This is a genomic window from Pseudomonas arsenicoxydans, assembly GCF_006438915.1.
Classification (GTDB): Bacteria; Pseudomonadota; Gammaproteobacteria; order Pseudomonadales; family Pseudomonadaceae; genus Aquipseudomonas; species Aquipseudomonas arsenicoxydans_A.
This window is the reverse complement of the sequence record NZ_RCZE01000008.1, coordinates 179,119-204,391: the sequence shown is the minus strand read 5'-3', so window position 1 is coordinate 204,391 and position 25,273 is coordinate 179,119. Positions and strand designations below refer to the sequence as shown.

General features: G+C 52.9%; 31 protein-coding genes. 30 read left to right on the top strand and 1 reads right to left on the bottom strand.

The window, feature by feature from the left end; all coding sequences use genetic code 11:
• Positions 1 to 468: 468 nt before the first annotated feature.
• Positions 469 to 1,107, bottom strand: a complete 639-nt coding sequence (locus EAH78_RS18380) for a helix-turn-helix domain-containing protein (RefSeq protein WP_140668771.1) — start codon at positions 1,105 to 1,107, stop codon at positions 469 to 471.
• An 87-nt stretch (positions 1,108 to 1,194) separates the two neighbouring features.
• On the opposite strand from EAH78_RS18380, the gene EAH78_RS18375 reads away from it, so the two are divergent.
• From EAH78_RS18375 to EAH78_RS18230, 30 genes are all read left to right on the top strand, one after another.
• Positions 1,195 to 1,464: a YdaS family helix-turn-helix protein gene (locus tag EAH78_RS18375; protein ID WP_140668770.1), complete on the top strand. Its 270-nt coding sequence runs from the start codon at positions 1,195 to 1,197 to the stop codon at positions 1,462 to 1,464.
• The gene (locus EAH78_RS18370; protein ID WP_140668769.1) at positions 1,454 to 2,020 is read left to right on the top strand and encodes a hypothetical protein; all 567 of its coding nucleotides are present in this window, start codon (positions 1,454 to 1,456) and stop codon (positions 2,018 to 2,020) included. The genes EAH78_RS18375 and EAH78_RS18370 overlap by 11 nt, the downstream gene beginning before the upstream one ends.
• Positions 2,021 to 2,130: 110 nt before the next feature.
• Positions 2,131 to 3,297, top strand: coding sequence for a DnaT-like ssDNA-binding domain-containing protein (locus EAH78_RS32175; RefSeq protein ID WP_240051895.1), 1,167 nt, complete (start codon positions 2,131 to 2,133; stop codon positions 3,295 to 3,297).
• Entirely contained in the window at positions 3,290 to 3,667 is a 378-nt protein-coding gene (locus EAH78_RS18360; protein WP_140668768.1) for a hypothetical protein, read from the top strand. Before EAH78_RS32175 ends, EAH78_RS18360 begins: the two co-directional genes overlap by 8 nt.
• 27 nt (positions 3,668 to 3,694) lie before the next feature.
• Complete coding sequence (locus EAH78_RS18355; protein WP_140668767.1) at positions 3,695 to 4,630, top strand: hypothetical protein; 936 nt, start codon at positions 3,695 to 3,697, stop codon at positions 4,628 to 4,630.
• Positions 4,631 to 4,725: 95 nt separating this feature from the next.
• Positions 4,726 to 5,313 (top strand): DUF1367 family protein, encoded by a 588-nt coding sequence (locus EAH78_RS18350; protein ID WP_140668766.1) that lies wholly within the window; start codon positions 4,726 to 4,728, stop codon positions 5,311 to 5,313.
• Complete coding sequence (locus EAH78_RS18345; protein WP_140668765.1) at positions 5,310 to 5,627, top strand: Ref family recombination enhancement nuclease; 318 nt, start codon at positions 5,310 to 5,312, stop codon at positions 5,625 to 5,627. Before EAH78_RS18350 ends, EAH78_RS18345 begins: the two co-directional genes overlap by 4 nt.
• Entirely contained in the window at positions 5,624 to 6,391 is a 768-nt protein-coding gene (locus EAH78_RS18340; protein ID WP_140668764.1) for a hypothetical protein, read from the top strand. Before EAH78_RS18345 ends, EAH78_RS18340 begins: the two co-directional genes overlap by 4 nt.
• Positions 6,372 to 7,784, top strand: a complete 1,413-nt coding sequence (gene terL / locus EAH78_RS18335; protein WP_140668763.1) for a phage terminase large subunit — start codon at positions 6,372 to 6,374, stop codon at positions 7,782 to 7,784. The genes EAH78_RS18340 and terL overlap by 20 nt, the downstream gene beginning before the upstream one ends.
• Positions 7,784 to 9,076, top strand: coding sequence for a phage portal protein (locus EAH78_RS18330; protein ID WP_140668762.1), 1,293 nt, complete (start codon positions 7,784 to 7,786; stop codon positions 9,074 to 9,076). The genes terL and EAH78_RS18330 overlap by 1 nt, the downstream gene beginning before the upstream one ends.
• The gene (locus EAH78_RS18325; protein WP_140668761.1) at positions 9,073 to 9,789 is read left to right on the top strand and encodes a hypothetical protein; all 717 of its coding nucleotides are present in this window, start codon (positions 9,073 to 9,075) and stop codon (positions 9,787 to 9,789) included. The genes EAH78_RS18330 and EAH78_RS18325 overlap by 4 nt, the downstream gene beginning before the upstream one ends.
• Positions 9,789 to 10,820: an HK97 family phage prohead protease gene (locus tag EAH78_RS18320; protein ID WP_140668760.1), complete on the top strand. Its 1,032-nt coding sequence runs from the start codon at positions 9,789 to 9,791 to the stop codon at positions 10,818 to 10,820. The genes EAH78_RS18325 and EAH78_RS18320 overlap by 1 nt, the downstream gene beginning before the upstream one ends.
• Before the next feature lie 148 nt (positions 10,821 to 10,968).
• Positions 10,969 to 12,159, top strand: coding sequence for a phage major capsid protein (locus tag EAH78_RS18315; protein WP_140668759.1), 1,191 nt, complete (start codon positions 10,969 to 10,971; stop codon positions 12,157 to 12,159).
• Positions 12,160 to 12,174: 15 nt separating this feature from the next.
• Positions 12,175 to 12,516 (top strand): hypothetical protein, encoded by a 342-nt coding sequence (locus tag EAH78_RS18310; RefSeq protein WP_140668758.1) that lies wholly within the window; start codon positions 12,175 to 12,177, stop codon positions 12,514 to 12,516.
• Positions 12,516 to 12,767: a hypothetical protein gene (locus EAH78_RS18305; RefSeq protein WP_140668757.1), complete on the top strand. Its 252-nt coding sequence runs from the start codon at positions 12,516 to 12,518 to the stop codon at positions 12,765 to 12,767. Before EAH78_RS18310 ends, EAH78_RS18305 begins: the two co-directional genes overlap by 1 nt.
• Entirely contained in the window at positions 12,764 to 13,300 is a 537-nt protein-coding gene (locus tag EAH78_RS18300; protein WP_140668756.1) for a hypothetical protein, read from the top strand. The genes EAH78_RS18305 and EAH78_RS18300 overlap by 4 nt, the downstream gene beginning before the upstream one ends.
• 1 nt (position 13,301) lies before the next feature.
• Positions 13,302 to 13,700: a hypothetical protein gene (locus EAH78_RS18295; RefSeq protein ID WP_140668755.1), complete on the top strand. Its 399-nt coding sequence runs from the start codon at positions 13,302 to 13,304 to the stop codon at positions 13,698 to 13,700.
• Positions 13,700 to 14,137, top strand: coding sequence for a hypothetical protein (locus EAH78_RS18290; protein WP_140668754.1), 438 nt, complete (start codon positions 13,700 to 13,702; stop codon positions 14,135 to 14,137). The genes EAH78_RS18295 and EAH78_RS18290 overlap by 1 nt, the downstream gene beginning before the upstream one ends.
• A complete protein-coding gene (locus EAH78_RS18285; RefSeq protein ID WP_140668753.1) occupies positions 14,134 to 14,997 on the top strand; it encodes a hypothetical protein in 864 nt (287 codons plus the stop codon). Before EAH78_RS18290 ends, EAH78_RS18285 begins: the two co-directional genes overlap by 4 nt.
• A complete protein-coding gene (locus tag EAH78_RS18280; protein WP_140668752.1) occupies positions 14,994 to 15,227 on the top strand; it encodes a hypothetical protein in 234 nt (77 codons plus the stop codon). Before EAH78_RS18285 ends, EAH78_RS18280 begins: the two co-directional genes overlap by 4 nt.
• A complete protein-coding gene (locus EAH78_RS18275) occupies positions 15,220 to 16,752 on the top strand; it encodes a hypothetical protein (RefSeq protein WP_140668751.1) in 1,533 nt (510 codons plus the stop codon). The genes EAH78_RS18280 and EAH78_RS18275 overlap by 8 nt, the downstream gene beginning before the upstream one ends.
• Before the next feature lie 11 nt (positions 16,753 to 16,763).
• The gene (locus EAH78_RS18270; protein ID WP_140668750.1) at positions 16,764 to 17,162 is read left to right on the top strand and encodes a hypothetical protein; all 399 of its coding nucleotides are present in this window, start codon (positions 16,764 to 16,766) and stop codon (positions 17,160 to 17,162) included.
• A 118-nt stretch (positions 17,163 to 17,280) separates the two neighbouring features.
• Positions 17,281 to 17,739 (top strand): hypothetical protein, encoded by a 459-nt coding sequence (locus EAH78_RS18265; RefSeq protein ID WP_140668749.1) that lies wholly within the window; start codon positions 17,281 to 17,283, stop codon positions 17,737 to 17,739.
• 166 nt (positions 17,740 to 17,905) lie between these two features.
• Positions 17,906 to 19,948: a phage tail tape measure protein gene (locus tag EAH78_RS18260; protein WP_140668748.1), complete on the top strand. Its 2,043-nt coding sequence runs from the start codon at positions 17,906 to 17,908 to the stop codon at positions 19,946 to 19,948.
• Entirely contained in the window at positions 19,945 to 21,285 is a 1,341-nt protein-coding gene (locus EAH78_RS18255; RefSeq protein WP_140668747.1) for a DNA circularization N-terminal domain-containing protein, read from the top strand. The genes EAH78_RS18260 and EAH78_RS18255 overlap by 4 nt, the downstream gene beginning before the upstream one ends.
• Positions 21,278 to 22,399 (top strand): phage baseplate assembly protein, encoded by a 1,122-nt coding sequence (locus EAH78_RS18250; protein WP_140668746.1) that lies wholly within the window; start codon positions 21,278 to 21,280, stop codon positions 22,397 to 22,399. Before EAH78_RS18255 ends, EAH78_RS18250 begins: the two co-directional genes overlap by 8 nt.
• Before the next feature lies 1 nt (position 22,400).
• A complete protein-coding gene (locus EAH78_RS18245; protein ID WP_161599690.1) occupies positions 22,401 to 22,883 on the top strand; it encodes a phage baseplate assembly protein domain-containing protein in 483 nt (160 codons plus the stop codon).
• Positions 22,880 to 23,308: a phage GP46 family protein gene (locus tag EAH78_RS18240; protein WP_140668744.1), complete on the top strand. Its 429-nt coding sequence runs from the start codon at positions 22,880 to 22,882 to the stop codon at positions 23,306 to 23,308. Before EAH78_RS18245 ends, EAH78_RS18240 begins: the two co-directional genes overlap by 4 nt.
• Positions 23,308 to 24,618 (top strand): baseplate J/gp47 family protein, encoded by a 1,311-nt coding sequence (locus tag EAH78_RS18235; protein WP_140668743.1) that lies wholly within the window; start codon positions 23,308 to 23,310, stop codon positions 24,616 to 24,618. The genes EAH78_RS18240 and EAH78_RS18235 overlap by 1 nt, the downstream gene beginning before the upstream one ends.
• Positions 24,618 to 25,268 carry a DUF2313 domain-containing protein gene (locus EAH78_RS18230; RefSeq protein WP_140668742.1) on the top strand — a complete coding sequence of 217 codons (651 nt, stop codon included), beginning with the start codon at positions 24,618 to 24,620 and terminating at the stop codon, positions 25,266 to 25,268. The genes EAH78_RS18235 and EAH78_RS18230 overlap by 1 nt, the downstream gene beginning before the upstream one ends.
• Positions 25,269 to 25,273 lie beyond the last annotated feature (5 nt).

Below are 25,273 nucleotides of genomic sequence, written 5' to 3'. Positions count from 1 at the left end.
TTGCTTTGGTTAATTTCCCAATGCACCCGTCGCCAGGTGCATCAGTGAAATGTTCCGTGTTTCTGGCCGGGGTTACACGCCACCTCCGGCTAGGCGATGTCTTGCTCGGGAGCCCTGAGGGCTCAACAGTCAGTCGCGGCTCTTCGCCCTCTGACACTCTTGGTTTTCACGGCTCCACGCTGCGCCGGGGGAGTGAGGCATCTCCTGTACCGAATTGAGGCTTCGGCTCGCTACCTTGCTGCATTTCTGGTTGTCCCGCGTCGTCGCATCGTCTTACTTCGTGCTGCAGCGACGGGACGAAATATAAGCATGGCGATATTTCATGTCAATAAGAATGCTAATAATATTATTTTTGTGCCCCGTAGAAGCGGCCGGCCTGAAGCCAAAAGCTAGAGGTTTGGAGGACTTGCGTTTTTTTAGTCAAAAAAAAGCCTCGCGGATTGCGAGGCATTGAGGTTTTGTAGATAGCTATTCGGGGATATATGTGCCCATTACGACGCCAAGAATTACCGTGTCGGGGGTTATCTCGTGGACTTTGTATTGAGGGTTAATGGGGATCAACAAACGCCGATTTCCGTCGCTAGAGTAGGTCTTGAAATCGTACGCGCTAGGTTCAGGAAGAGATACAACAACGCGAGACCCTTCAGACGGTGCCCTGTGTGGATTCACAAAAATAGTGCAGCCCACGGGATAAGATTTTTCTCCCGGATAGGGAGATGTCATAGCTGGTGTTTTTACCTTTAAAGCAAAGCCATCTACAGCCCGCTCGGGTCCTAGGACCATCTCCGTTGCTTTTAATAGCTTAAGCTCAGAGATGTCCTTAATGCTTCCTATCATTTCCCAGGAGAACATCGGCCAATTTCCGTCGGAGGCGGACACACTTGATGCTTCGTCAGAGGACGGCAGCATCTCTCCCGCGCCCTCAGCAAGCCACATTGGATTTACTCCGCAGGCAAAGGCAATTCTCACGATATTTGCGCTAGCAAGAGATGCCCCAGTCTCCAGTTGAGAAATCATGGACTGCTTAACGTCTGCAGCTGCTGCGAGCGCAGTCTGGGAGAGGTGGGCGTGCTTACGAGCTTTTTTTAGACGCTGGGCTAGGTTCATGCGAGAAATCTATAAGACCACTAATACTGTTGCAAACAAGTTTTCTAATGAGTAGGCTATAAGCAGAGCGATAATTAAGGCTTTGGTATGACTCCACCTACAACTGTTCAATTAGCTGCACAAAGGCTTATCAATTTTTTTGAGAACAGCCAAACCAAAACAGGGCAAGCACTGGGCGTTTCCCAATCCGTCGTTTCGCAGTGGTCAACGGGCGTCTGTGGCGTCAGCGCAGGTAATGCGTTCAAAGCGGAGGCCGTAACAAAGGGGGCGGTTAAGGCGTGGGAGCTCTGTCTGGACATTCCTCCACCTAATCCTGTGCAGCTTGCAATACCTGGAACGCACAGTCATGCGAACTGAGCCGCAGACTCTCGTCGCGCAATTGCTCTCAGCGGTAAATCAATGGCGTAAGCGTGAAGATTGGGGGCGCGCCACAGCGGCTCAGGTCATCGTAGAAGCCCATGAACGCATCAACGGGCCAGAGATCACAGCCATTCGTTTTGAACCTCCTACCCGAGATACCCACGAGCGGATGCGGGTCAACGCCGACCGGATTTTTCGTTGGCTGGATGACTCAACGAAGGACACCAATTTACTCCCTGCAAATTTTATTCAGTCGATCCTGGCTGCGTTACCTGCCGACCTAAAAATCCAAGTGCTAGGCGAGTTGCTGGTGCCTTTAGGTGTGTCCGTGAGCCTTATCGCCAATGAGCCTGAGAAAGGTGGTGTGCTCCATCACGTACAGGCGGTGATGAAGGAGAGCGGGGAGGCACAGCAGGCGCTGGTTTACCTGTTGGACGATTCGAATCAGGACCGTTTGAGATTTGCTCATCGCGAACTAAGCGAATCCGTGGCAGCAGGAAATCGGGCGCTCTGCCTGATCGAGCAGAAAATTATCGAGGAGGGTAGAGCATGAATAGCCGGCATCGCGTCCTCGCCAAATTCCGCGCACCACTCATTCTAGGAGTCATTTGAAATGCATCCCGGATAGCGCTGCGCACAAGTGTCGAGCAAGCGTCGCTGAAGTTGTCTATCGAGTTTTATACGTCCGGCCTCCTTGTGCCTTTGTTTTGGGAAATCCAGATTTATCACGGATGCGCCGGACACCTAAATCAGGAAATCCCTTTATTCATGAGGGGTTCAGCTGTCTGGACAAATGAAATGCCAGCTTTCCAGATCAATGACGATGAGCGCGAGGCGTTACGAGGTTTGCCGCACACGGCCCGCCTTATATACGTCTTTGGCTTGCGTCCATTTATGGATTACTCAACCGGCATTGTCGGGGTAAAGCGTGGCGTCTCTTGGAAGTCGATAGCCGAAGAACTTTATGTTGAGCCGCACCAAGGCATTAGGGGCGGCGAGCCTACAGAGAAAGAACTTCGGCGAGCGGCGGCATGGCTGGAGAAAGTCGGTTTAATCGGCCCCAATCAAGCTGAGAGGCGTCTTGTTTTTGAGCTTTTGAAAGCGACACGGGATCAATCCGTCCGAAATAAAGTGGGCAGTAAGTGGGCAGACGAAGTGGGCAGTTTTCTGGGCAGGGAAGTGGGGGTAGAAGTGGAAGGTGCCAACCCCAATAGTTACGCAGCCTTCAAAGAAGAAGTGGGCGCCAATGTGGGCAAGGAAGTGGGCATTCAAGTGGTAGGGGGGGGGATGCAGAAAGTGGGCACACCTCCGCTTTCCGCTTTACCTCCTTCTTCTTCTCCTTCGCGGGAGGAGCAAGCGCCACTCCTGAGATTTGCTATGTCCGAGTCTTGGTTGCCAACCCCCGAGGGGTTGGAGGAAGTTCTTTTTTTATACCAGGTCTCCGCCGAGGCGAATACTGACGCTCGCCTGAGAGAGTTCAAGCTGTATTGGGCTTCCCGGCCCGAAAAAATCCAATCACAGGGTCAGTGGGAGCTTGAGTTGGCGGAATCGCTTGAGCGGAATGTTCTGCGTCAGAAGCACGCCGAAGCAATGCGTGCTACTCGCTCAGCCGGCGCAATCAAACCATCTGCAACAGCACGATGTGTCACGCCTGCTCGAACTGTTGCACGTCCAAATTTGGTCTGCGATCTGGCGAAACAATCGCACCAGTTCGCGGAAGAGGCTATGAGCCAAGTTCGAGAGATTCAAGGCATATCTGGGGATGGAGTTGAAGCCAGGAAGCAGTTACTTGCCAAGTTTCACCTTCGGGGAGATCGCAGTCATGCCTAACTTGGAAAAACACTTTCTATCGGATGCGGGAATTCCCGGTCTTAGTGAGGCCTTTGGCGAGGCTTGTAGCAACGTTCGCCCGTGCATGGCTGGCAGAGCGACATGGAGCCATCGTGTTGTGCATCACGCCGCTCGTGAGACTGGCTGGTGGAACCTGAACAACCGAGAAACATTTCCAGGTAACAAGATTGAAGAAATGTTTGAAAGGAATTTTTCCGAGGCGTGCAAAAGATTTATTGAGGGCGCGTACTTGTACAAGATTCCTGCTGGCTCTATTCGAACGCCTGAGATTGCAGATGCAGCGATTAGTACGATTCGCAGTATTTTGAAATTAAATAAACAAAACATCGATCCCGGCTCGGACAACTGAGTTGGCTATAATCTGAGGATGAACAATATGACTGTGAAATACTCTTATGAAGGCCTTATTAAAGATGGCGTGATTAAACGCGCTCGCACCGGGCTTCAGGTTAAATATGAAACACTTGTGCTGGGGTGGAATGCTCGAAACCATAACGCTCGTTGGGAAGAGTCTATTGTTGCGTTGACTGATTATCTTCGCGAAGGCGGGCAGGTTCCCGCGATTGAAGTCCACCTGAACACGGCTACTGGCGAACTGGTAATCGTAGAGGGCTACCGTCGCCATGAGTCATATCGTCGACTGCTGGCCGAAGGTCGGCCCGTTGATCTAATCGACATCGTTCCATTCAAGGGAAATAACGCTGAGCGAATTGCGCGTATCGCGACCAGTAATAATCAGCTAGGTTTGGCGGCCTTGGAATATGCAAATATGTACAGAGAGTTAGCAGCCCTACATATTAGCTCGACTGAAATCGCACAGCTTGTGAAAAAGAGCCGGCCGCATGTTGATGATCATCTTCTACTTGCATATGCGAATGTTGATGTTCGAAATTTGCTTGAGTCCAATCACGTCAGCACAGAAACCGCTGTTAAGTTTCTTCGTGAGTATGGGGAGGAGGCCGGTAAATATCTTGAAGCCGAGCTGCAAAAAGCCCGAGGCCAAGGAAAGGCGAAAGTTACAAAGGGTACGGTGAAAGGTAAATCATTACCGAAAAAAATAGTTACCGGCCTTATTGCCTCAGTCGATTCCTTTACAGCATCACTCGATGATGAAATTCGCAAAAAGCTGTTTCTGATCGAACAAGCGGGGACAGTCGACACTGAGACCATCCCAGTTCCCGCGAAGACGCTACAGGAGCTTCTTGACTCGCACGGTAACGCCGAAGCCGCACGTGCCAAACAATCGGCCAAACAACGCGAGCGCGAAGCGAAGGCAGCGCAGCAGGAGTTAGAGGAAGGTGTGCATGGATGACTTTGCGTCAATGGAGACGGCTATAGCCTCCTGGCTAGCTGTAGTCGCGGCATCTGCATGGTTTGAATGCTTCATGCGGGCGAGGAGGATTTGCCATGGCTGAAATCGCGCTAATCCGAACAGCACAAGGATTAGTACCAGCCAATGAGGCAGATCGTGAGATCGTCCAGAAGTGGAAGCTTGGCCAAGTGATTCACGGCAAATTTACAAAAATGCGCAACGCCAAGTTCCACCGCAAGTTCTTCTCGATGCTTGATCTTGCGTGGGAATACTGGGAGCCAGCAGGCGGCCTTGTCCCCCGGCAGGAGATGCGCGGCATCCTAGGACTGGCCAAATTCTTCGAGGCGCAAAATGGCAGGCCAGGGCAGCTATCCAATGCGGTGGCTGCTTATGTTGACGGCCTCAAGCTCGCTCGCACGGAGCGATATCCCGTAGTCGACAAAAGCCGCGAAGCTTTCCGCGAATGGGTAACGATCGAGGCCGGTCACTTCCACCTGGTGCACACGCCTGATGGAATCCGCAAAGAGGCCAAGTCCATCAGTTGGGCTGAGATGGACGACACCAAATTCGAGCCGGTTTACCGCGACGTCTTCAATGCATGTTGGCGGCTGGTACTGTCTGCGCATTTCCAGTCCGAGGCAGAAGCAATGGTTGCAGCTGAAATGATTGGCGGTTATGCATGAAAGGCCGCACACGATCAGCAGCAGAGAAACACCTGCACGACCGCTTAGCCAATGAGGTGGGCTGCATTGCCTGCCGTGCAGACGGTATCCGCAATATGATGGTCAGCATCCACCACATTGATGGCCGCACGAAGGCGGGCGCCCACGAGAAGGTTTTGCCGTTGTGCGCGGGACACCATCAAGACGGCACCGGCGCACCGGGCCTGATAGCGGTCCATCCGTGGAAACGCCGATTCGAAGTGAAGTACGGACGCCAGCTCGATCTGTTGGATGACTGTACGGAAATACTGAGTGAGCGGGAGTCGATTGAGTGAGCAAGAAGAAATACATCGACTGGGAGCGAATAGAGCTTGATTACCGGGCGGGACTATTCACGCTTCGGGAAATCGCTGCACAGCACGATGTAACTCACGGCGCGATTAATAAGCGGGCAAAGCGTGACGGATGGACACGTGACCTTGCTGAAAGGATTAGATCAAAGGCTGATGAGCTGGTATCCAAGGAGTTGGTGTCCAGCTTGGTATCCAACAAATTTGACAATTCAGATTTGGATACTAATACCTCCGGAGTCGGTGGGGCGGGCATCACAAGCCATCCCAGTGATGATTCGGTATCCAATCTGGTATCCAAAGAAATGTCCCTTTCGGTGCTGGATACCATCCGCGTCTGTGCCGAAGCGATGGTGCAGGTAAAGCTCTCTCATCGGTCGAACATCACTCGTTATCGTGCGCTCATTTCGAGCCTGCTACTTGAGCTTGAGCAGCAGACAGGCAGCGGTGAATTATTCGAGAAACTGGCTGAGCTAATGGAAAAGCCCGACGACAAGGGAGTCGATCGACTGAACGACATGTATCGGAAGGTCATCGCATTGCCATCGCGGATCGATTCAGCCAAGAAGCTTTCCGAGACGCTGAAAATTCTGATCAGCCTGGAGCGTGAGGCTTTCGACATCGCGGCGCCGGTTAAGGTCGAGCACACCGGCAAAGGTGGCGGGCCGATTCAGCATGGCGGCGTCGATCTGACTCAGCTGCCTGATGAAGTGATTGAGGCTCTGATGAATGCTCGCACTTCAAATTGATCGCATCTCGCTGGAGCAAGAGGCCTGCCGTCGTTCCCTGTCCTGTTTTGTACGTGAGGCCTGGCATGTTCTTGAGCCGGGGCAGCCGTATATCCATGGATGGCACGTCGACGTCGTTTGCGAGCACCTTGAAGCCGTAACCCGAGGCGACTTCAACCGCCTGTTGGTCAACATTCCCCCAGGCACTATGAAATCAATGTTGATCGGTGTTTTCTGGCCTGCATGGGAATGGGGGCCAAAGGCAATGCCACATATGCGCTTCATCGGCGCGAGTCATGAGCAGAAGCTCGCTATCCGCGACACGGTGAAAATGCGCCGGCTGGTTACCTCTGATTGGTACCAGGAGCGATGGGGCGTCCACTTGATGGGCGACCAGAACGAGAAGACCTTTTACGAAAACGCTAGCACGGGGTTTCGTCAGGCGTGCGCTGTTGCGAGCATGACAGGTCGCCGTGGGGATAGGGTGACATGGGATGACCCCCACAGCGTGGAAGGAGCCAAGAGCGAGGCCGATCGTGCGACAGCTCTCGACGTGTTCCGCGAGACATTGCCAACCCGACTTAACAACCCGATTTCTTCCGCAATCGTGGTCGTCATGCAGCGACTGCACGAGTCTGATGTTTCCGGTCTGATCCTTGAAGAAGACTTCGGCTATGAGCATCTCATGTTGCCTATGGAGTTCGAGCCAGAGCGCAGGTGCGTCACAAGCCTTGGCGTAGCCGATAAGCGCACCTATGACGGCGAGCTGCTCTTTCCTGATCGCTTCCCCTTGGAGGTCGTCGAACGCGATAAAAAGCTGCTCGGGACCTATGGTCACGCAGGCCAAAATCAGCAACGTCCAGCACCCCGCAAAGGCGGATTCTTCGAGTGGGAAAAACTGGAGATCGTCGAGGCAGCTCCGCCCCTGATTTCGGTCACGCGTTACTGGGACAAGGCAGGCACTGAAGGTGGCGGGGCGTACACCGCCGGCGTAAAGATGGGTCGCAGCAAAGATGGTCTCTGGTACGTGTTGGATGTTGTACGCGGTCAATGGGGTGCAACTACTCGGGAAAAGACTATTAAACAAACAGCTGAAACAGATAGTACTCGCTGCGATATCTGGATTGAGCAAGAGCCTGGTTCAGGCGGTAAAGAGTCCGCAGAAGGGACCATAATGAGATTGGCGGGATATAACATTAGATCAGAGCGCGCAACCGGTGATAAAGCAGTTCGAGCAGAGCCCTATGCCGTGCAAGTTGAAGCGGAAAATATTAAGCTGGTCAAAGGCCATTGGAATAAATTGTTTATCGACGAGCATAAGACATTTCCAAATGGCAAATACAAAGATCAGATTGACGCGGCTAGCGGCTGCTTTAACAAAATTGCGAAAAAATCTACCTTCTGGATGGGCTGATGAATATCTTTGGTTTAACGCTCGGCAGAAAGGCTACAAAACCTTCGGCTGAGAAAACGGTAGCCAGTCCCGTGCGTGGTGCGCTTGCTGATTTTCTTTTGTCTAGCGACATAACCCCCGGTCAGGCAGTCAATTTTTATAAGACAGTTGGCCCGGTTGCAGTTTCTGTTGAGATGATAGCAGGGGAGGTGGAGAAGCTAACTCCCGTATTGATCAGGAAGTCGGATAAAAAGATTGACTCCGCGCATGATGTTGTTTCGCTACTCCTAGGGCCAAATGGATTTGAGTCGTTCGAACAAGTTATTGGTACGCTTGCGCGTTCCTACCTGCTTACCGCATCTGCAAAAGTTACTTTATCTGGAAACATTAACCGGCCTCCGCTTGAACTATTTGCCGTTCGCGCTGGGGCGACATCTTCGCAGTATGATCAGAACGATGGTTTTGCCCGTCTGATCCATGTCACGTCTGGACCTATTCAGGGCGTATACCTCCGTGAGGAAAAGAGAAATCGCGTTCGCTATTTGGATGGCGCGATGCGTGAGGTTGGGTTGATTCAAGGCTATGCCAGTCGTTCTGGTGCAGATCCAGATAGCCCGTTGAACGCTTGTGCGATGGATGCCAGGCAATCGGTATTAAGCCGTCAACACAATCTCGGCGTTTTGAGCAACGGCGGCCGGCTCTCTTTGGTGTTTCTGTTCAAAGATAGCGTCGGAGAAGAAGAGATGAATGCGAGGCGTGAACGGATTCACGAGGACTTTTCAGGCTCTGGCAACGCTGGGAAAATTTCCGTGATCCAGTCTGGTGATTTAGAAATCAAGGAGGCTGCAAAAGGAAAAGTGGATATGGATTTCTCTGTTCTCGACCGAGCTTCTGGTGATGCTATTTACACACGCTTTAAAATCCCTCTTCCTCTGGTACGCCAAGATGCGGCGACCTACGACAACATGCGTCAATCAGTTTTCCAGCTATATGACAGAGCCGTGTTACCACTTGCCCGAACATTGCTCGCAGGCCTCTCCCGCGTTTTGTTACCTCGATACGGAATCGATCCTGCCGAATATGTACTTGGATATGATGAACAGTCTATTGCGCCGTTGTATGACCGAATGATTGAAGTGTTAGAGAAACGCAAGAAAATCGGTGTCGAGACAATCAACGAGCTTAGGGCAGAGATACCAGGGCGCGAGCCAATTGAAGGCGGCGACGCGCTCTATCAGCCGTCGACGCTCGTACCAGTGGGCACGGATATTTTTACCACTGATAACGAAACTGTCTTTGATCTGAAGACATGAGCCCGATAGAAATTGAGGCGGCCGCCCGAGCGGAAGGCGAGACGCGCAACGAGCTAGAAAAGGATCTTTATGCGTTGCTACTGTTGTACTTCGAGAAGGCTTCGAAAGCCGCGTTGCTGGGCTACGTAAAAGACGCAACCCCAACGGTGCCGGAACGCTTAATAGAGGCTCTCGAAGGGGTATTGCGTAGCCATGGGGCAAAAGTTGGCGAAACCTTCGGCCTGTCTGACCTGAATGAAAGTTTGTTTCCACAATGGCTTGATGAGCGAGCCAAGGAATCATCCCAGCAAATATCTGCTACTACCCAGAAAAATGTTATTGCGGCGATTGTCTTGGCCACTAAAGAGCTAGTTGAAGCTGCTGAGGATTCAAGTCGGAGATCAGTTGCGCGAGCTGCCTACGCCCAGGTAAGTCGAACTTTTAAATCGCGGGCTGAAACTGGCGCGATAACAGAAACAACAGCAAGTTCTGAAAGCTCCAAGTTTCATACCGCCGAGGCTGCCACTCTTCATAAAAAGACGTGGGTTACGATGAATGACGGTATAGTTAGGGCTACACACGTTCTGGCCAACATGCAAGAAGTTGATTTTGACGCGACGTTCACTGTCGGTGGTTACCAGATGAGGTTTCCAGCCGATTACAGTCTTGGCGCTCCAGTAAAAGAAATCATTCATTGCCGCTGCATGGCTATTTACACCGAGGGTAGAAAATAATGGCCAATGAGGTAAAAGCCTTTATCCGGCTTGAGCGAAAAGCGTTTTCTGAAGATGATGATTTTTTTGAGGTGTCTGGCTATCTGGCGGTATTTGGCAACGTCGACTACTGGGATGACGTTGTTGAGCCAGGAGCTTTCACAAAGTCTCTGATGGCGTGGGAGTCTTCCGGCTATAAGCTGCCGACGCTGTTCAGTCATGACCATACCGAGCCGGTCGGCGTCTTTACCGAGATGCGCGAAGACAGTTACGGGCTGTTCGTCAAAGCCAAACTGCCGAAGGCGGACCGGTTTGTGACCGAGCGCATGGTTCCGCAGATCAAGTGCGGCTCTATCTCAGGGATGAGCATTGGTTATTACGCGGATGAGGTCGCATATCGCGAGCATATCAGACTGATCAAGTCATGCACCTTGTTTGAAGGCTCTTTGTGCGTTATGCCAGCAAATTCGCAATCTCGAATCACAGGCGTTAAGTCTGCTGCAATTCAAGAATTCCCGACTGCTGCGCGTGATACGCGGTGGGATAGTAAAGCGGCTGAGCTACGCTTGCGGGAATGGTCAGGTGCGAGTGACGCGCCGAACAAGAAATATAAAACATGCTTTCTTTGGTCTGATGAGTCGGCTTCTGATTTCAAGGGCTGCAAATTGCCATTCGTTGACATCGTTGACGGCGAACCAAAAGTTGTTCCGAAAGCTGTATTCGCCGCTGCTGCAACTATTGCTGGGGCATATGGCGGTGTTGATGTTCCAGAGGATGAACAGAAATCGGTTGTAGAAAGCATTAATGCTTATTATAAGCGCATGGATCTAGAGCCGCCGCTCGCTGGTAAATCATTCCGCATCGATGATCTTGAGTTATTCAGTGAGCGCGATTTGGAGCGACAGTTTTGTGAAGGTGTTTCGTTTAGTCGTAAAACAGCTAAACTGCTTGTTGCAAAGATTAAAGTTAAAGAAAATAATGGTCAGGCGGAGTTGGCGGCAGGTCTTAAGTCTGTTGTTGGTTCGCTAAAAAATATAGTTGATCGCACTTAATGTGCGTTTTGTAGTTTTAACGTAACACTGTGCCCGTCGCGTGGGATGCCCGGTTGGTGCTGTGGACTGATTGATAGCCGTGAGATGCGAGCTGTTGAGACGTCCTGCTGAGATCAGCGAACAGTCCAATCAATTTGCGAGGCGGGAAATGTCCGACAATATCGAAGAAGTTCTGAACGAGCTTCGTGCCACCACCGAGCGCCTTGGCGCCCAGCATGCCGAAACGAAGACGATGGCTGCGAAGGCAGAAAAGCTTTTTTCCGATCAAGAGGAAAAAAGTCAGCGCCTTACTTCCGACCTCGAAGCTGCCAAGAAATCATCTGCCGAAGCCGCTGAGCGTCTCGATGCGCTGGAAATGGAGCTCTCACGCAAAGGTGGTCCTGGCACCGGTCGTGACTACAAAGAAAGTCCCGAGTACAAGGCTATCGCCGCCTATGTAAGTCGTGGCACTGACGACATGGATACGGAACAGAAAAGCATCCTGATGCGCTCTGATTCCGGACCTGATGGCGGCTACCTGACCACACCAGAGCTGGATAACGTGATCATCAAGGGGATCACAGAAATTTCCCCGATTCGTTCTGTCGCTCGTGTTCGCACTGTTTCTCGGAAGACACTGCAAGCGCCAGTGCGCACGGGTATCCCAAAAGCGTCCTATGAAGGTGAAGCCGAGGACGGTGACGAATCGCAATCCAAGTACGGTAGTGCGTCGCTGACTGTGCATCGTCTCACCACCACCATTCCAATGACCACCGATCTCCTGCTCGACACAGCTTTCGATTTTGAAAGCGAAGTCATGGCGGACGTATCGGAGGCTTTCGCGTTCGCCGAAGGGCGAAATTTCGTTCTTGGGGATGGCGTCAAAAAGCCTATGGGTTATCTCTCCGTCGCAGCTGGCCTTCAGGATGATGCGCGAATTTCCGGCGCCTCTGGCAAGCTCGATGGCGATGACATCATTCGCCTCACTGGTGACTTGAAGGTTGGATACAACCCGGTATTCGCACTCAATCGGCGCACCCTTGCGGAGATTCGTCTGCTGAAAGGCACAGACGGTCACTATATCTTCCAGCCAGGTCTCAATGGTCAGATTCCCAATCAGATCGCCGGCTTCAATTACATCCTCATGGAAGACATGCCGGATATCGCTGCTAACGCAATACCGCTTTCTTTCCAAGACTTCCGTCGTGGTTACACGATCATCGATCGTACTGGTACCGAAGTTATCCGCGACAACCTCACCGGCAAGAAAGCGGCAATCGTCGAGCTGACCTTCCACCGCTACAACCATGGGCAAGTAACGCTGAAAGAAGCGTTCAAGCTGCTCAAAATCAAGCCGTAAGCAAGAGGGTTTGCGATGCACAATCTTTTTCATGATGCAAAGGTCGCCGTTGTCACCGCTGATACTGCGATTGACCTTTCTGGCTTCGGCTCGGTGCTGCTCATAGCCAGTGCCATCGCTGATCCTGCGGCTGCTATTACCTTCACTGTAAAGGAAGGGAGCACAACCGTATTTGCTGACGCGGCGGTTGTTCCTGAACATCAGTTGATCGGCATGCCAGCAAGCCTCGACGGCGCTAATTCCGTGGTGAAGATCGGCTACCTGGGCGCGAAGCAGTATCTCTTTCTGACGCCGAGCGCAGCGCCTGATGCGATGCATGTGATTCTCTCTAGTTCTGCTAATGCACCGGTGGCGTGATGAGCAAGATCGAGATCAAGAAGTCTGGTACATGGGCGGTTGGGGGCTTTGAGCTGACCAAAGTGAAGAAGGGGGAGGTTCGCGATTTCGGTCCAGCTGAAAACGAGCTCCTCGTCGATTCGGGGTGGGCTGAGTGGAACGCGCCGGACTCCAAAGTCGCTGATGCAGGCAAACCGAAAACGGCTCCGGAGCCAGGCAAAGACGCTCCGAAAGGCGCCGCTCCCGAAGGCAAGCCGCAGGGAGCTCAATGATTTTCGAGGTCGTTACGCTCGCCGAGGTCAAGGCATATCTGAAAGTCTCATCGATAGCTGATGACGTGACGCTTGAGATGATTCGGGTCGGTTGTATTGGCACGGCTGAGCAGGCGACCAACCGAACATTGAACGAGCGGGAGATTACCGTCTCTGCACCGCTGTGCCTGTCACAGCGGTTGGCTCCTGCGCCGTTCTTTGTGGATGGGATTGTCACCGTAAAGATGCTTACGGAGACCGGGACGGCGGACATTCCATCTTCAGCATGGATTGCTGAGCCCGTACATCAGCAATGTCAGCTGACGCTACTGGCGGTTACCGAGCAACCGAATCAGCACATCCGCGATCCACTTCAAGTGACGCTGAATGCTGGCTATAAAACGGTTGGGGATGTACCGGCTGACATTCGCCTAGCAATTCTGGATCTGTGCGCCGTCGAATTCAGCAGGCGGGGCGGATGTGACTGTGGCGCCGGGGTGGAAGAGGCGGCGTTGAAGCAGCTCAGAAAACATCGTATCAGCAGGGTGTTTTGATATGGCCGGCTGCAAGAAAAAATCATGCCTGAAGGCCAGTGACCTCACTCATACGATCGATCTGTATGCCCGATCTCTGGGCGGGATCGATCCTGATTCAATATCGCAATCACCTGAGACATTCACTCTGCTGACGTCGGACATTTGGGCTTCGGTGAATTCGTTTCGTCCTGATCCGACTGATTCGGGTGTCAGCATTGCAGACGCACCGACGCACACGATCCTGATTCGATACGACGCGCCTTTGATGGCTGAGTTTCAGCAGGGAAACCTGTTCCTGCGAGTCGACAAAAAGGCCGAAAACTTCCGGGTGCTGAGTGCGGAGGATGTCGACCTTGACGGCGAAAGCATCAAGATCATGTGCGACTACCGTGGCATCGGTAAGGCCTCGGAGGCGTGATGCTGAGGATCAAGATCACCAAACCTGCACAACGTCGAGTCGACGCCCTGGCGCGCCGGCCGCAGCTGATCGAAGAGGCGAATGGGAAAGCGCTACGCGAGTTCGGTGAGTACCAACAGCGCCGGCTTTACAGGCTGCTTACGACGGGCAAAAGGACAGGGCGCACCTATCTGTTCAGAGGTCGTCGACATGTTGCGTCTGCACCTGGTGAACCGCCTGCGCGTCGAACTGGCCGCCTTTCTCGAACCGTTGGCTACACGTCAAATAATCACCGAATGGAGTTCGGTGATCGTGCCGACTACGGGAAGTTTTTGGAGGAGGGGACACGGCGCATGCGGGTGCGACCACATGTCCGGGCGATAGGTCTATTCGCTGAAGAGAAACTTCGTCAGTTGCTGGCGCAGCAAACCCGCAAAGCCATGAGAGCGCTCAAATGATTACGCCACAAGAACTTATTCAGCATGCCTACGGCGCGCTCGCGACCATCACCACCCGATTTGATGGCCGTTCAATTGCGATCACCAGCGCGCAAATGATCGGCGGAAAAATGGATCTGGCCGCTGACGGTCATCAATTCACGAATGCACGGCTTTTGTGCCGGACCAGCATGGGCGGGGGGCGTGTTCCATCGCTGTCTGGTTTGCTGGAGATCGATTCGTTCACGGCGGATCAGATTGTCCTCAAGCCGCGTCCTGGTCTTCCTGTGCCGCCGGATGGGACCGCTATAGCCTGTGCCGCCTCGGGGTCTTTGAATATTGCAGTGGCGGCTGATATCGACCGCGCAACCGAGCTGTATACCCAGCGCACGGTCAGCATGGCAGTAAAGCCCCCATTCCTGTTCATTATCATGGGGGATGTCGACTCCTCACGTGATCAGCATTCAGTGGGTGACACGCTGGCAATGCCCACAGCTCAAGACATGAATCAGATGACCGTCATCCAACGATTCAGCCTTGCGTGCTTCATTCCCGCGAAAGACGACATTGGGGCCGCAGGAGCCCAGCAACTCGCATATGGAGCAATTGCTAAAGAGCTGATCTCGGCATTTTCCGGCGTGGTGTTCTCCGGATCGGCACAAGCCATCCGATCTATGTTCGAAAGCCATGGGCCTGGCCCGATGAATGATGCCCGTTACGTGCATGTTTACGACTTCCAGGCACCCACAGTCACCACCTGGCAGAACGGAATCAACGGGACGGAATACCCCGACGACGTGCCGTTCCTACGGATCTATCAAGACATGGGCCTTGGTATCGATAGTGATGTCATGAAACTCACGACGGAGCTTGACCAATGAAACAGAAAATCACGCTGCTGAACAAATCAGAGGCGGTCATAGACGGGATCAAGCCCGGCGCGACGACTCAGGTTGACGCCGTCGATGAAAAGACTCCGAGCGATCCATTTTGGCGCCGTCGGCTTGCCGATAAGTCGTTTGCTGTGATCGTTGAGCGAAAAAAAACTCAGCCGCCGCAAGCAACTCAGCCGCCAGAACCAATAGAAGAACAGGACACCGACAATGAGTGAAATCAGTCTTCCTCGCGTATCGCTATCGCTCCTGGCCACGCCCAGTGAGCAGTCCATTGGCAGTCGCCGGGATCTGCTGATTGGTGTCGTCCCTCCGAGCGTTACGAGCTCCGGGTATTTTCAGAATGTCCACCGGATGACGGTCGGCCAGTTGAAGAATCAGTTTGGTTCCGGTGAGCTCGCTGAACGCATCCTGGCTTATCTCGATACCTCGAAAGGTGTCGTGCCGTTCGACGTGATCAGCGTTTCCACGACCGGGACGGGATTTGCGAAAGCGGATATCGAATTTATGGGGGCCGCGACATCAGCCGGTACATTGATTGTGAAAGCCGCTGATGCCAGTCGAGCCGCCGAGGTGCCGGTGGTAGTAGGCGATACAGCCGCTGGAGTCGCTGCTGCTGTCGCCGCGGCCTTGGAGTCGAAATTTCGCGGCTCCCTCGTCGGTGCAGTTGCAACCGCGGATAAGGTCACAATCACCGCCAAGGACGTCGGCATTGGGCCAAACGCCTACGCAATAGCGATCGAAGGCAGTGCACCTGGTATCGTCGCAACACTGACCGGCTGGGCGGGTGGCGCTGCTGTCGCTTATCCGGTCGGCCTCCTCGATGTGATTGGTGAAACCCGCTACACCGGCATCAGTTGGCCGGAGTCCTGGTACGCTAATCGCTCTGATGTCGTGAGTCTTCTTACTGCTCGATTCAACGCAGCAGTTGGCGTGGCTGATGGTGTCGCATTCATTGGCAAACATGCGTCGTTTGCGAACGCCAGTACTGCGGCCCAAGCTAACGATACACACGTACTTGTGCTGGTCGGTAACAATGTCGCGTCGACAGGAACTCACATTGGTCCGGCGGTTATTTATCCGTCTGACATGTTGGCTGTGCGCTTGATGGCGGCACGTTCTCGGCGTCAGACAACCGGAGCTCAGGTTGTTGACCTTGTCGTCGCTCCAGCGGGCGCTGATGCCACTGGCGGTCCATCCCTGGCATCGCTGCCACTGTTCAATACGCCGCTGCCGGCAATTCCAACAGCAAATCCAAGCTTGACGTTCTCCGGTCGTGAGCAACGCCTGCTGCGGGACGATGGTTTCTCACTGATAGGTGTATATGGCGGCCGGACAATCATTGGTGAGGTCGTCACCACCTACAAAACGGATACGACTGGGAACGCCAGCAACACATTCAAATTTCTTGAATACCTGGACACTGGCAGCGTGTGCCGTGAGTACTTCTGGTCAAACCTGAAGCAGACCTTCGCGCAAAGTCGTTTGACACTGGGCGCGCTCATACCTGGTAGGAAGATGGCCAACCGGGCGAGCATCACGGCGGAGCTTCAGCGCATTTACCGCAACCTTGCAGATCTGGCGCTTGTGCAGGCTGGGCGAGATGCAGAACAAGAGTTCATTGAGAACACTGTCGTCGCGGTCAATCTTGAAAGTGGTTCTGTAGCCATCGCCGGGCCGCTGCCAATCGTCACGCAGCTGCGGGAAATCAACTACAACCTGTCCGTCACGTTCGCGGTGTGAGGTAGAAAACTATGTCAATGCAAGCGTTTTCCACTCCCCAGATCATCGTCAATAACGAGACCATCGCCATCGTTCCGAACTCGCTTACGTATGACGGCGGTGAGGGCGAGATCAAAGTGCGTGCGGCGAGCACTGGTGGCGGATCAGCTGTTTCCGTACACACCTTCGACGCCGAGTCGATGGTTAGTAAAGTTAAGTTCGAGATCTACGTCACCGCCGACGCGGACAAGAAGATCGCTAAGTGGAAGTCAATGATCGGCACCAACGTCATTCAGTTCAGTGACCAGCTGGCCAGCGGTGAAGTTATGGCACGCTCTTTCTCCGGCATGAGCTGCACCAACGCCGTCGAGCGCGGGCCGGCGGCTGATGGGAAGATCTCGATCGAGTGGTCTGGCGATCAGATGGCATAACTCACGAGTCGAAACACCGAAATACCTTACCCGTCGAGTGGGATGCTCGGTTGGTGCGGTGAATCCTTCGCATGTGCGCGAGGCATAAACGCAAACCAATCAATCTAGCGAGACGCGAATGAGCAAGTCCTTCGATTTTATCCTGACCAAACCTCTTCAAATTGCAGAAAAGGGCGAGACCGTTGAGTGCTCTCTGATCTGCTTCAACGAGCCGACCGGCAAGGTTGCGGCCAAGGTGTCCGGCCTCAATTCAATCTACACCGCCGCTGTGATGCGGATGGTTGAAAGCATGAAGGAACGTGGCGAGCGTCCAGATCCTGAGGATGCCGAAAAGAAATCTGTTGCTGAAGAGCGTGAGTCTTCCATTGCCGCTGCACGCCTAGCCTTCTATATGGGCAATGGTGACGGCGAGGTCCTGACTGAAAAGTTCATCGCCTTGCTGACCGCGCCTGGCTTCGCCTCGATCGATGGCCGCATCCCGATTTCCTCCTTCCATGTCAACACGATGATGAGCGCCGAAGACATCGACGAGATGATGTTCGATTTTTTGTCACGTTCCGGGAAGCTCTCGCGCTAACTCCCGAACAGTGGTTGGAAGCGTGTGTAGATATCTCCATGGCAAGTGATGGCGCTATCAGCTGTGAGTATGCAATGGGACTTGCGTACTCAGATTTACTGACAGTCGTGGCCAAAGTGAATGCCAATAACAAACTTCGTGCTGAAGCGGCAAAGGGAAAGCGTTGATGTCTTACTCCATTTCATACGCATACGAAATTGTTGATCGCTTTAGCAAGCCGCTGGAGAAAATCGCTGCTGCTGCTCGACGTTCGAGCACTGAGATCATCAAGCAGACGGATCGTATTGCTGCATCGCTTACCGGTGTGTCTTCGGCTGCTAATCGCACCAAGAAAGTCGTCGACAACCTCTCATCCCTCAAGGCAAGCCTGGCACAGACAACACTTGAGGCGGAGCGTATGCGGCGCACGATGGAAAAGCAGATCAAGATTCCGCCGATGCCTGCCATGCCACGAATGCCAGGCCTTCCATTTGCGGGAGGCGCTCGCGGAGGTAGAAGGGCAGGTGGTGCCGGTGGCGCTGGAGGTATGGGGCAGGGCATGCAAGCAGCCGCAGGATTTGTTTTCCCGGCTATTGCGTTGAAGCAGATGTATCAAGCGAGCGCAGGTCTTGAATCATCGTTATCCAATATTGCTCGACTGACTGACCTGAATCCTGCAGGACTTCAAAAATTCAAAAAAGAATCTGAAGGCACTGCAAAGTTTCTCGGTATATCGACCAAGTCGGCAATGGACCTGGCTGCTGGTGCCTCTCAAGCTGGTGTAGCGACGGAGGATTTGCAACGTTTCACGAAACTTAGCGGCATGACAGCCGTGGCTTCCGGATTTGATTTTGCTGAGGCTGGCGAGCTAATTGGTTCGATAAAGTCTCAACTTGGTATATCGATGCCGGATATGGAAAAGCTAGCTGATCAAGTTAACTATATCTCCGATAAAACCGTTACATCTCCAGATAAGATGTACAGAGTTCTTACTCGTGCTTCTGGGGCCTTGCGTGGCTATTCAGTGGAAACGCAAACGGCCCTTGCTGGCTTTTTTTCAAACGTTGAACCGATGCCCGAGGTCGCTGGTACTGCATTGAATGCCACGCTTGGCAAACTAAGGACCATGAAAGGACAGATCGGGGACGTAGCAAGGAAGGATGGTGCAGCAGGCCTTCAACTGTACCTTTCAAAAATGACGCCGATTTATGCGAAAAATCAACGCCAAGCACTATTGATGATGGAGGAACATTTTGGCGTAGAGAACGCGAGGGTTATAGAAAAAGCTCTAAAAAGAGCGGATGAACTCGATAACGCTCTAAAGCTCGCAGGATCAAACGAGGCCATAGGCTCGCAAGCCAAAGAATTTGCGGCTCGATTAAAAACAATGCAGGCGAAAATGGAGGCTTTCTCCGCTCGATGGGAGGACTTGAAAGCGAAAATATTTGATACAAAGATTGGCGGCGGATTTTTAGATTTCGTCAATACAGCAATACTAAAGCTTTCTGACTTTGTTGATAAAAATCCAGAGGTTGCAAAGTTTACTCTGACGGTGCTCGGGCTTGTTGCTGCTTTCTCTGCATTGGCGTTTGTTGTTGGCCTGATTACTTGGCCTGTCATAGCCATCGCAGGTGTAGCGGCTGGAATAAAGCTTGCTTGGGACCATAGTGCTCAATTTCGTCATGCCGTTAAGTCATTGGTAAATGAGTTCTCAGCGCTTTTTAATACGGTGACCGGCGGAAAGGGCTCAATGGATGGCTTCCTGAAAATGTTGGGGCAAGGCCTAGGTGTTGGATTAACCCTCGCAATCAATAGTCTGCGTACAGTAGTTAATCTCTTAGCTCTTATTGGCAAAACCATCATGGCAATTGCTAATAGGGATCTTGCGGCACTTAAAGGTGCATTTAATGATTTCGCTGCAACGCAGAAAGAAATCGTCAGGAGCTCATTGGGGGCCGTAGGGATTGGCGATGAAGTAATTGGTCGGCAAGACAAAGCTGGTGGGTTCGTCCCTCAGGATCTTCTCGCTATAAATAGAGATGTTGGCCCTATTCCTCAGGCGGCGCAGGAGGCGTTTCAGCAACAGCAGCAAACGTGGCAGCATCGCGCTAAATCAATGATAGATATCAGTCTTTCTGCGCCGGAAGGGTTTGGTGCATCAGTGAATCCTCGAGATCTTGCACCAGGAGTGATGTTGAACACTGGAAGTAATCGAGGCGGTAAGCAATGAGCTTCTACAACGGTCTCAAGTTACCTGGGCAGGACCTCATTCTCGGTGCGGCGAAACCTGGCGCCCAGGTGAAACATCCGCTATCTGACCTGCTTCCAGCATCGTTTCGCGGTGTAGAGTTTCTTGTGCGGGATGAATCGGCAAAAGGAATAGGGCGCCGCATCTCGCCCCATGAATATCCGAACTCAGATCGACGTTTTATTGAAGACGTCGGCAAGGTGCTACCGATTATTACGGTCACCGCTTTCGTGTGTGGGCCAGATTGGGTAGAAAAAACTGGTGAGCTCTCAGTCGCACTGAAAAAAAAGGGGCCAGGAAGACTTGTGCTTCCGTTTTTCGCTTCGTTCATGGCTTTCGTTGCGCCGTTTGGTATCAAGGTCGATCAGCGTGAACTTGGTTGCGCTGAGTTTCGGATTGATTTTTACTACGGGGACAACACCATACAGCAGCCGGAGCCGCAGAAAACGCCAGCCGATGTCTCGGCCAAGGCCAAAACGGCGCTGGATAAGATCAAGGACAAATACAACGAGCTGAAGGGCGTGGTGAACTCTGCCTATGCCGCAGCTCAAGAACAAATCGACATGATCAAGTCGTCGGAGTTTGTGGCCGGTATTTCCGAGGTCATGACGATGGCCAGCGATGCCGCCGATGCAATCAAGCTGGCGTCCGATATCGTCGGACGAGCAACGTCCTTTCTGAAAAATCCGGCCGGTTACGGCCTCGCCATGTTCTTGCCATCTGACGTGACACCAGGCCTTTGGCAACTCGCCTCGTACTTCACCAGTGACAACGCGAAGAAAACCAGCGGTGCCGCTATCGGGTTTGCGAAAACCTTTGGTACCGGTGACAGCGGCGCGCCTTACTCGATTGCACTGCATGAGCCCACGACGTGGATTCGCCGGGAGGCCAATGAGAGCCGAATTGCCATCGTCGATGCCAACCGTGTCGCGGCTTTGGTACTGGCCAACAATGCGGTGGCAGCGACTGAGTTTGATACTCGTGAGGAGATCCTTCAGGCCCGGGCAACGCTAAGCGAGGCCTATAACGCAATCATGCGCTCTGGCCATCCCATCAGTTCTAGCGGTGAGGTGATGGTCGCGGTCAATGATGTTGTGGCGGCTACGATCTCAGTTCTGGAGGCGCAAGCACAAAACAAATACCTAACAGAGAGCATCACCGTTCAAACGCCTGTAGCAGCCCCTGTGCTGGCGTACAGATTGTACGGTGAAATTGGCCTGAATGATTCCGTGCAGACTTTGAGGGCGCTCAACCTCGGCCAAGATTCATTGGCTTTGCGTGGCGATGTCGTTGTCTACAGGGGCGCTGAAAATGCTTAGCGTGCAGATTGAGGGCGATACCTGGGACACATGGAAGACCGCAAGCGTGTCAGCTTCGCTCGACACCAACAGTTCCCAGTTTCAATTCACCACCTCACATCCGGGACCGGTGAATTTTCCCTTCAGGGCAGGGCAGGCGGTTCGTATTTATTCCGGTCCGCACATCGTCATGGATGGATTTATTGAGAAGCTCGGCGTGAGCATGTCCACGGCTGGGCACATCGTAAATATCGCCGGCCGCGATAAGTTGGGCGACTTGGTCGACAGTTCCTTGCCAGACAGCGTGAAGTCGATCGCGGGCAGTTTCTCGCTGCTTGAGCTGTGCCAGATGGTTATCCGAGCACTCGGGCCTGCAATCCGTGTCATCGACAAATCGCACGGATATGCGACGAAAAAACACACGGCGCAGAAGACCAGCAAGCAAACGCAAAAGTGCATGGACTTTCTTGTTGAATTCGCGGCAATTGCCCAGTGCTATTTGATCTCCTCTAGTACTGGCGATCTCATTATCTATCGGGCTCCAGGCGAGCATTCGGGATGCAGTCTGAATCACTTTGAAGACAGCTCGCTCAACAACGTAATCACATCCGAAATCAACGTGAGTACGGACCAACGTTTCAATCAATACAAGCTGAAAACTCAAGCCAATGCGGCCAGCAGTTCTTCGGGGGGGGCGATCTTTTCTGAGCCCGTTCCGGACTCGGCGATTTCATCCTTTGGCATTGCGACTGATCCGGAAATACGGGTGTCTCGTATCACCGAAATCATCACAGAAGAATCCATGGGAATGGGCAGCCTCACGGATCGAGCGCACGAGGAGGCAAATCTCAGGCGCGCTCGGGGATCGACGTACACAGCCAGCCTCATCGGTGCGTTGAACGAAAAGGACGAGCCATGGCAGATCGGCACGCTATCGACTGTGACCGATGTATTCGCCGGCATCTCCGGTGAGATGTTAATCAAGTCGGTAAAAATTTCGGCGGATCTGAAGGGCGAAAAAACCTCTCTGGAATTGGTTCCCCCCGATGCATTCGCCAGCGTCGAGCAGCGACGAAAGCCGCGTCGTCGCAAGAAAGACAAAGACGACGATCTCTTCAATATAGGCGGTGAGTAACGTGAATTTTTTAGCGAAGCTCGTGAAGTACGTCGATGCAAAGCGACAGGCCGCAGTTTCTTATCTTGGAACTCCTCAAGATATTGGCGTGCTGCTTCCATATGGCATGCATTCATCGCCACCAGCAGGGGCCGTGTTCGTTGTTCTGCCAATGTCTGGCCGCGCCTCTGATGCTGTGGGGATTCCCAACGCCTCCTGGCTACGCAAGTTGGAGCTGAAGCCGGGAGAAATGTATGTCGGAAATGACGTTGCTGGAACACGGATTTTGTTCAAAGAGGCTGGCGGGATCGAAGTTTTGGCGACGGCGGACGTTGTTGTGCACGCACCAAGAGGGGCGGTGGTGAATGGTGATACAACCGTTAACGGCAATGCGGTAATCAACGGCGACACCGATATCACCGGCACTTTGAAAGTGGCTGGTGTGGTGGTCAATGGGCATGTCCACGCCAATCCGGAAGGCGGCAACGTAGGACCGATGGAATGAGAGATGTAAAGCTGATTCAAGGTGAAGACGGCATCTACGATTTGAGCCTGTCGGGACTTGAGATCGACAGCGTTCAAACCATGGAAACAGCGATCATTGTTTCTCTGTTCACGGATGGGCGAGCTGATGCTTCTCAGGTGCCGGATCCACTCAATCGGCGAGGGTGGATCGGCGACGCCATAAGCGAAGTGCGCCGGAAAATTGGTTCGACACTTTGGCTGTACTCGCAGGCACGTATGACTTCGAAAACGGTAGCAGCGATCAAAGATGCCGCGAACGAGGCGTTGCGTTGGTTCATCGATGATGAAAAAACAGACGACATAACAGTTGCGGTTATTCCTGCACTTTCGAAAGTGACTTTGTTGATTGATTTTGTCATTGGCGCCAGTACACAGCGCTATGCACTTGAGTGGAAACTTTCCTGATGGCCATTACCTACCCGACCTTTGAGCAGTATGTGCAAATCGGTGTCGGCGAATTACGCGAGCAATTGCCCGATATCGATCCGACCATATTTGGCTCGTGGGCCAACGGATTCATAAAAGGCGCTGCGGCGCTGAGCTATTCGCTTCAGATGTCCATTCGCGATCTGGAGCTACAGGCGTTCCCGCAGACAGCGACGGGCGAACACCTTGAAATGTGGGCGGGTTATGAGCTGCTGACGCCAAAACCGGCAGCGCATGCGTCGGGACGCATCAGTGTTCCTGGCACCGTGGGAGACATCATTGCCGTAGGGACAATCTATGGTGACTATGAAACCCAGCAGGCGTGCGCCGTAGAAAAAAACATTCTTTATATCGTTTCGTTCACTCGCTCTGGCACGACCGCCACCGTCGAGTTTCCGGCTGATCACGCCTTGGCCACCAGCATGACGATCACCGTCACGGGCGCCGATCAGGCTGAGTACAACGGCAACCATTCTGTCGTGGTGATCGATGCTCGAAAAGTCTCTTTTATGGTGCTGGGTGCGCCGCCACCTCTGGCTACAGGTCCTATCTCGGTGACATCGATCTACGCCAATGCGCCCGTTATCGCCCAGAAGACCGGAGCTGAGTTCAATCTCCCCGGCGGTGCGGCTGTGGGGGAGGGTTTTGCGCAGTTCGGGGGCATCGGCGGCGGAGCGGACATCGAGTCAAGTGATGAGCTTCGCGAGCGCACGATCCTGTCTCGCTCGATTCTGGAGGGGGTGTTCACTGAGGACCAAATAAAGCTGGCGGCGCTGTCTGTTCCGGCTGTAACGCGGGTGTTCGTCATCAGACCTGAGAGCCACACCGGAAGCGGAACACCGGGTGTGCCCGGCTTCATGCCTGCACCGGGCCAAGTGGCCGTCTATGTGCTAACCGATGACTCTCCGCCGCCGCTGCCTTCTCAGTCGGTGCTTGATGACGTCAAAACGGCAGTGATCACGAAAGGGCGGCTGCCAGCGCAATCGGTGGAAGCCGATGTCTTCACCTTGGCACCAGCATTGCTGCCGGTGAATTTCCAGTTTTCGCAGATCGTCCCCGACAGCTCCACCATGCGCACGGCGATCAACGAACACCTGAAAGCCTTTTTTGAAGATGAAGTGGTTTTTCAGCAAGGCGTGTCGGTGTTGGCGTATTCCGGCGCAATCCAAAACACGGTTGATGGCGTAACGGGGAAAAAGCTCGAAACGTTTACCTTGGCTTCTCCACGGGGTGACATCGTGGCGTTGCCAGGGCAAATGGCAGTTGTCGGCAGTGTGAACTTCCCGTAATGAAAACGACGATTGGTTACGATGCCGAGAACTACGATGCCGAGAATTACTCGGCAACCTTCGAGTTAAAGAATGAAAATCTGGAGATGATGGCGGCACTGTTCGTCGATCATCTACCGGACGGACTGGCTTGGGATTCGAAACGGGCCGAAGGATCTAACACGCGTGGTTTAGTGAAAGCGGTTTCCGCCGAATTTGTTCACTTGTTCGAACAAATTGAAACGCTTTCGGATGAAATCAATATTCGGAAGACAATCGTAGATATTGGCGATTGGGAAACGTCGGTGGGTATTCCATCGAAAAACTCCTGCATGGATGAGCGTTCACTTGAGCTTGCAGATCGGCGATTGGAAGTAGAAGCAAGAATTTCTAGACGGACGACGGTAACGCTTGCTGAAGTGAATACAGCTGCTCAAGTCAGATTTCCTTATTTGAAAGTAGTGTTTAGGCCAGGCGTTGAGGTGGAGGGTAACTTGCAGCCGCCCGGGCCGGAGCGGCATAAGATATATGTGAGGTTTTCCGACTATCCGTGGAAGGGATTTGATTACAGGTTTCCGTTCAGATTTGGTTTGTATAGAAATAAAACAGCTGAGTGCTTTATTCATGGATTGATACAGGCTAACGTTTATATAGTGTTTCAATATTGGTAGATTTT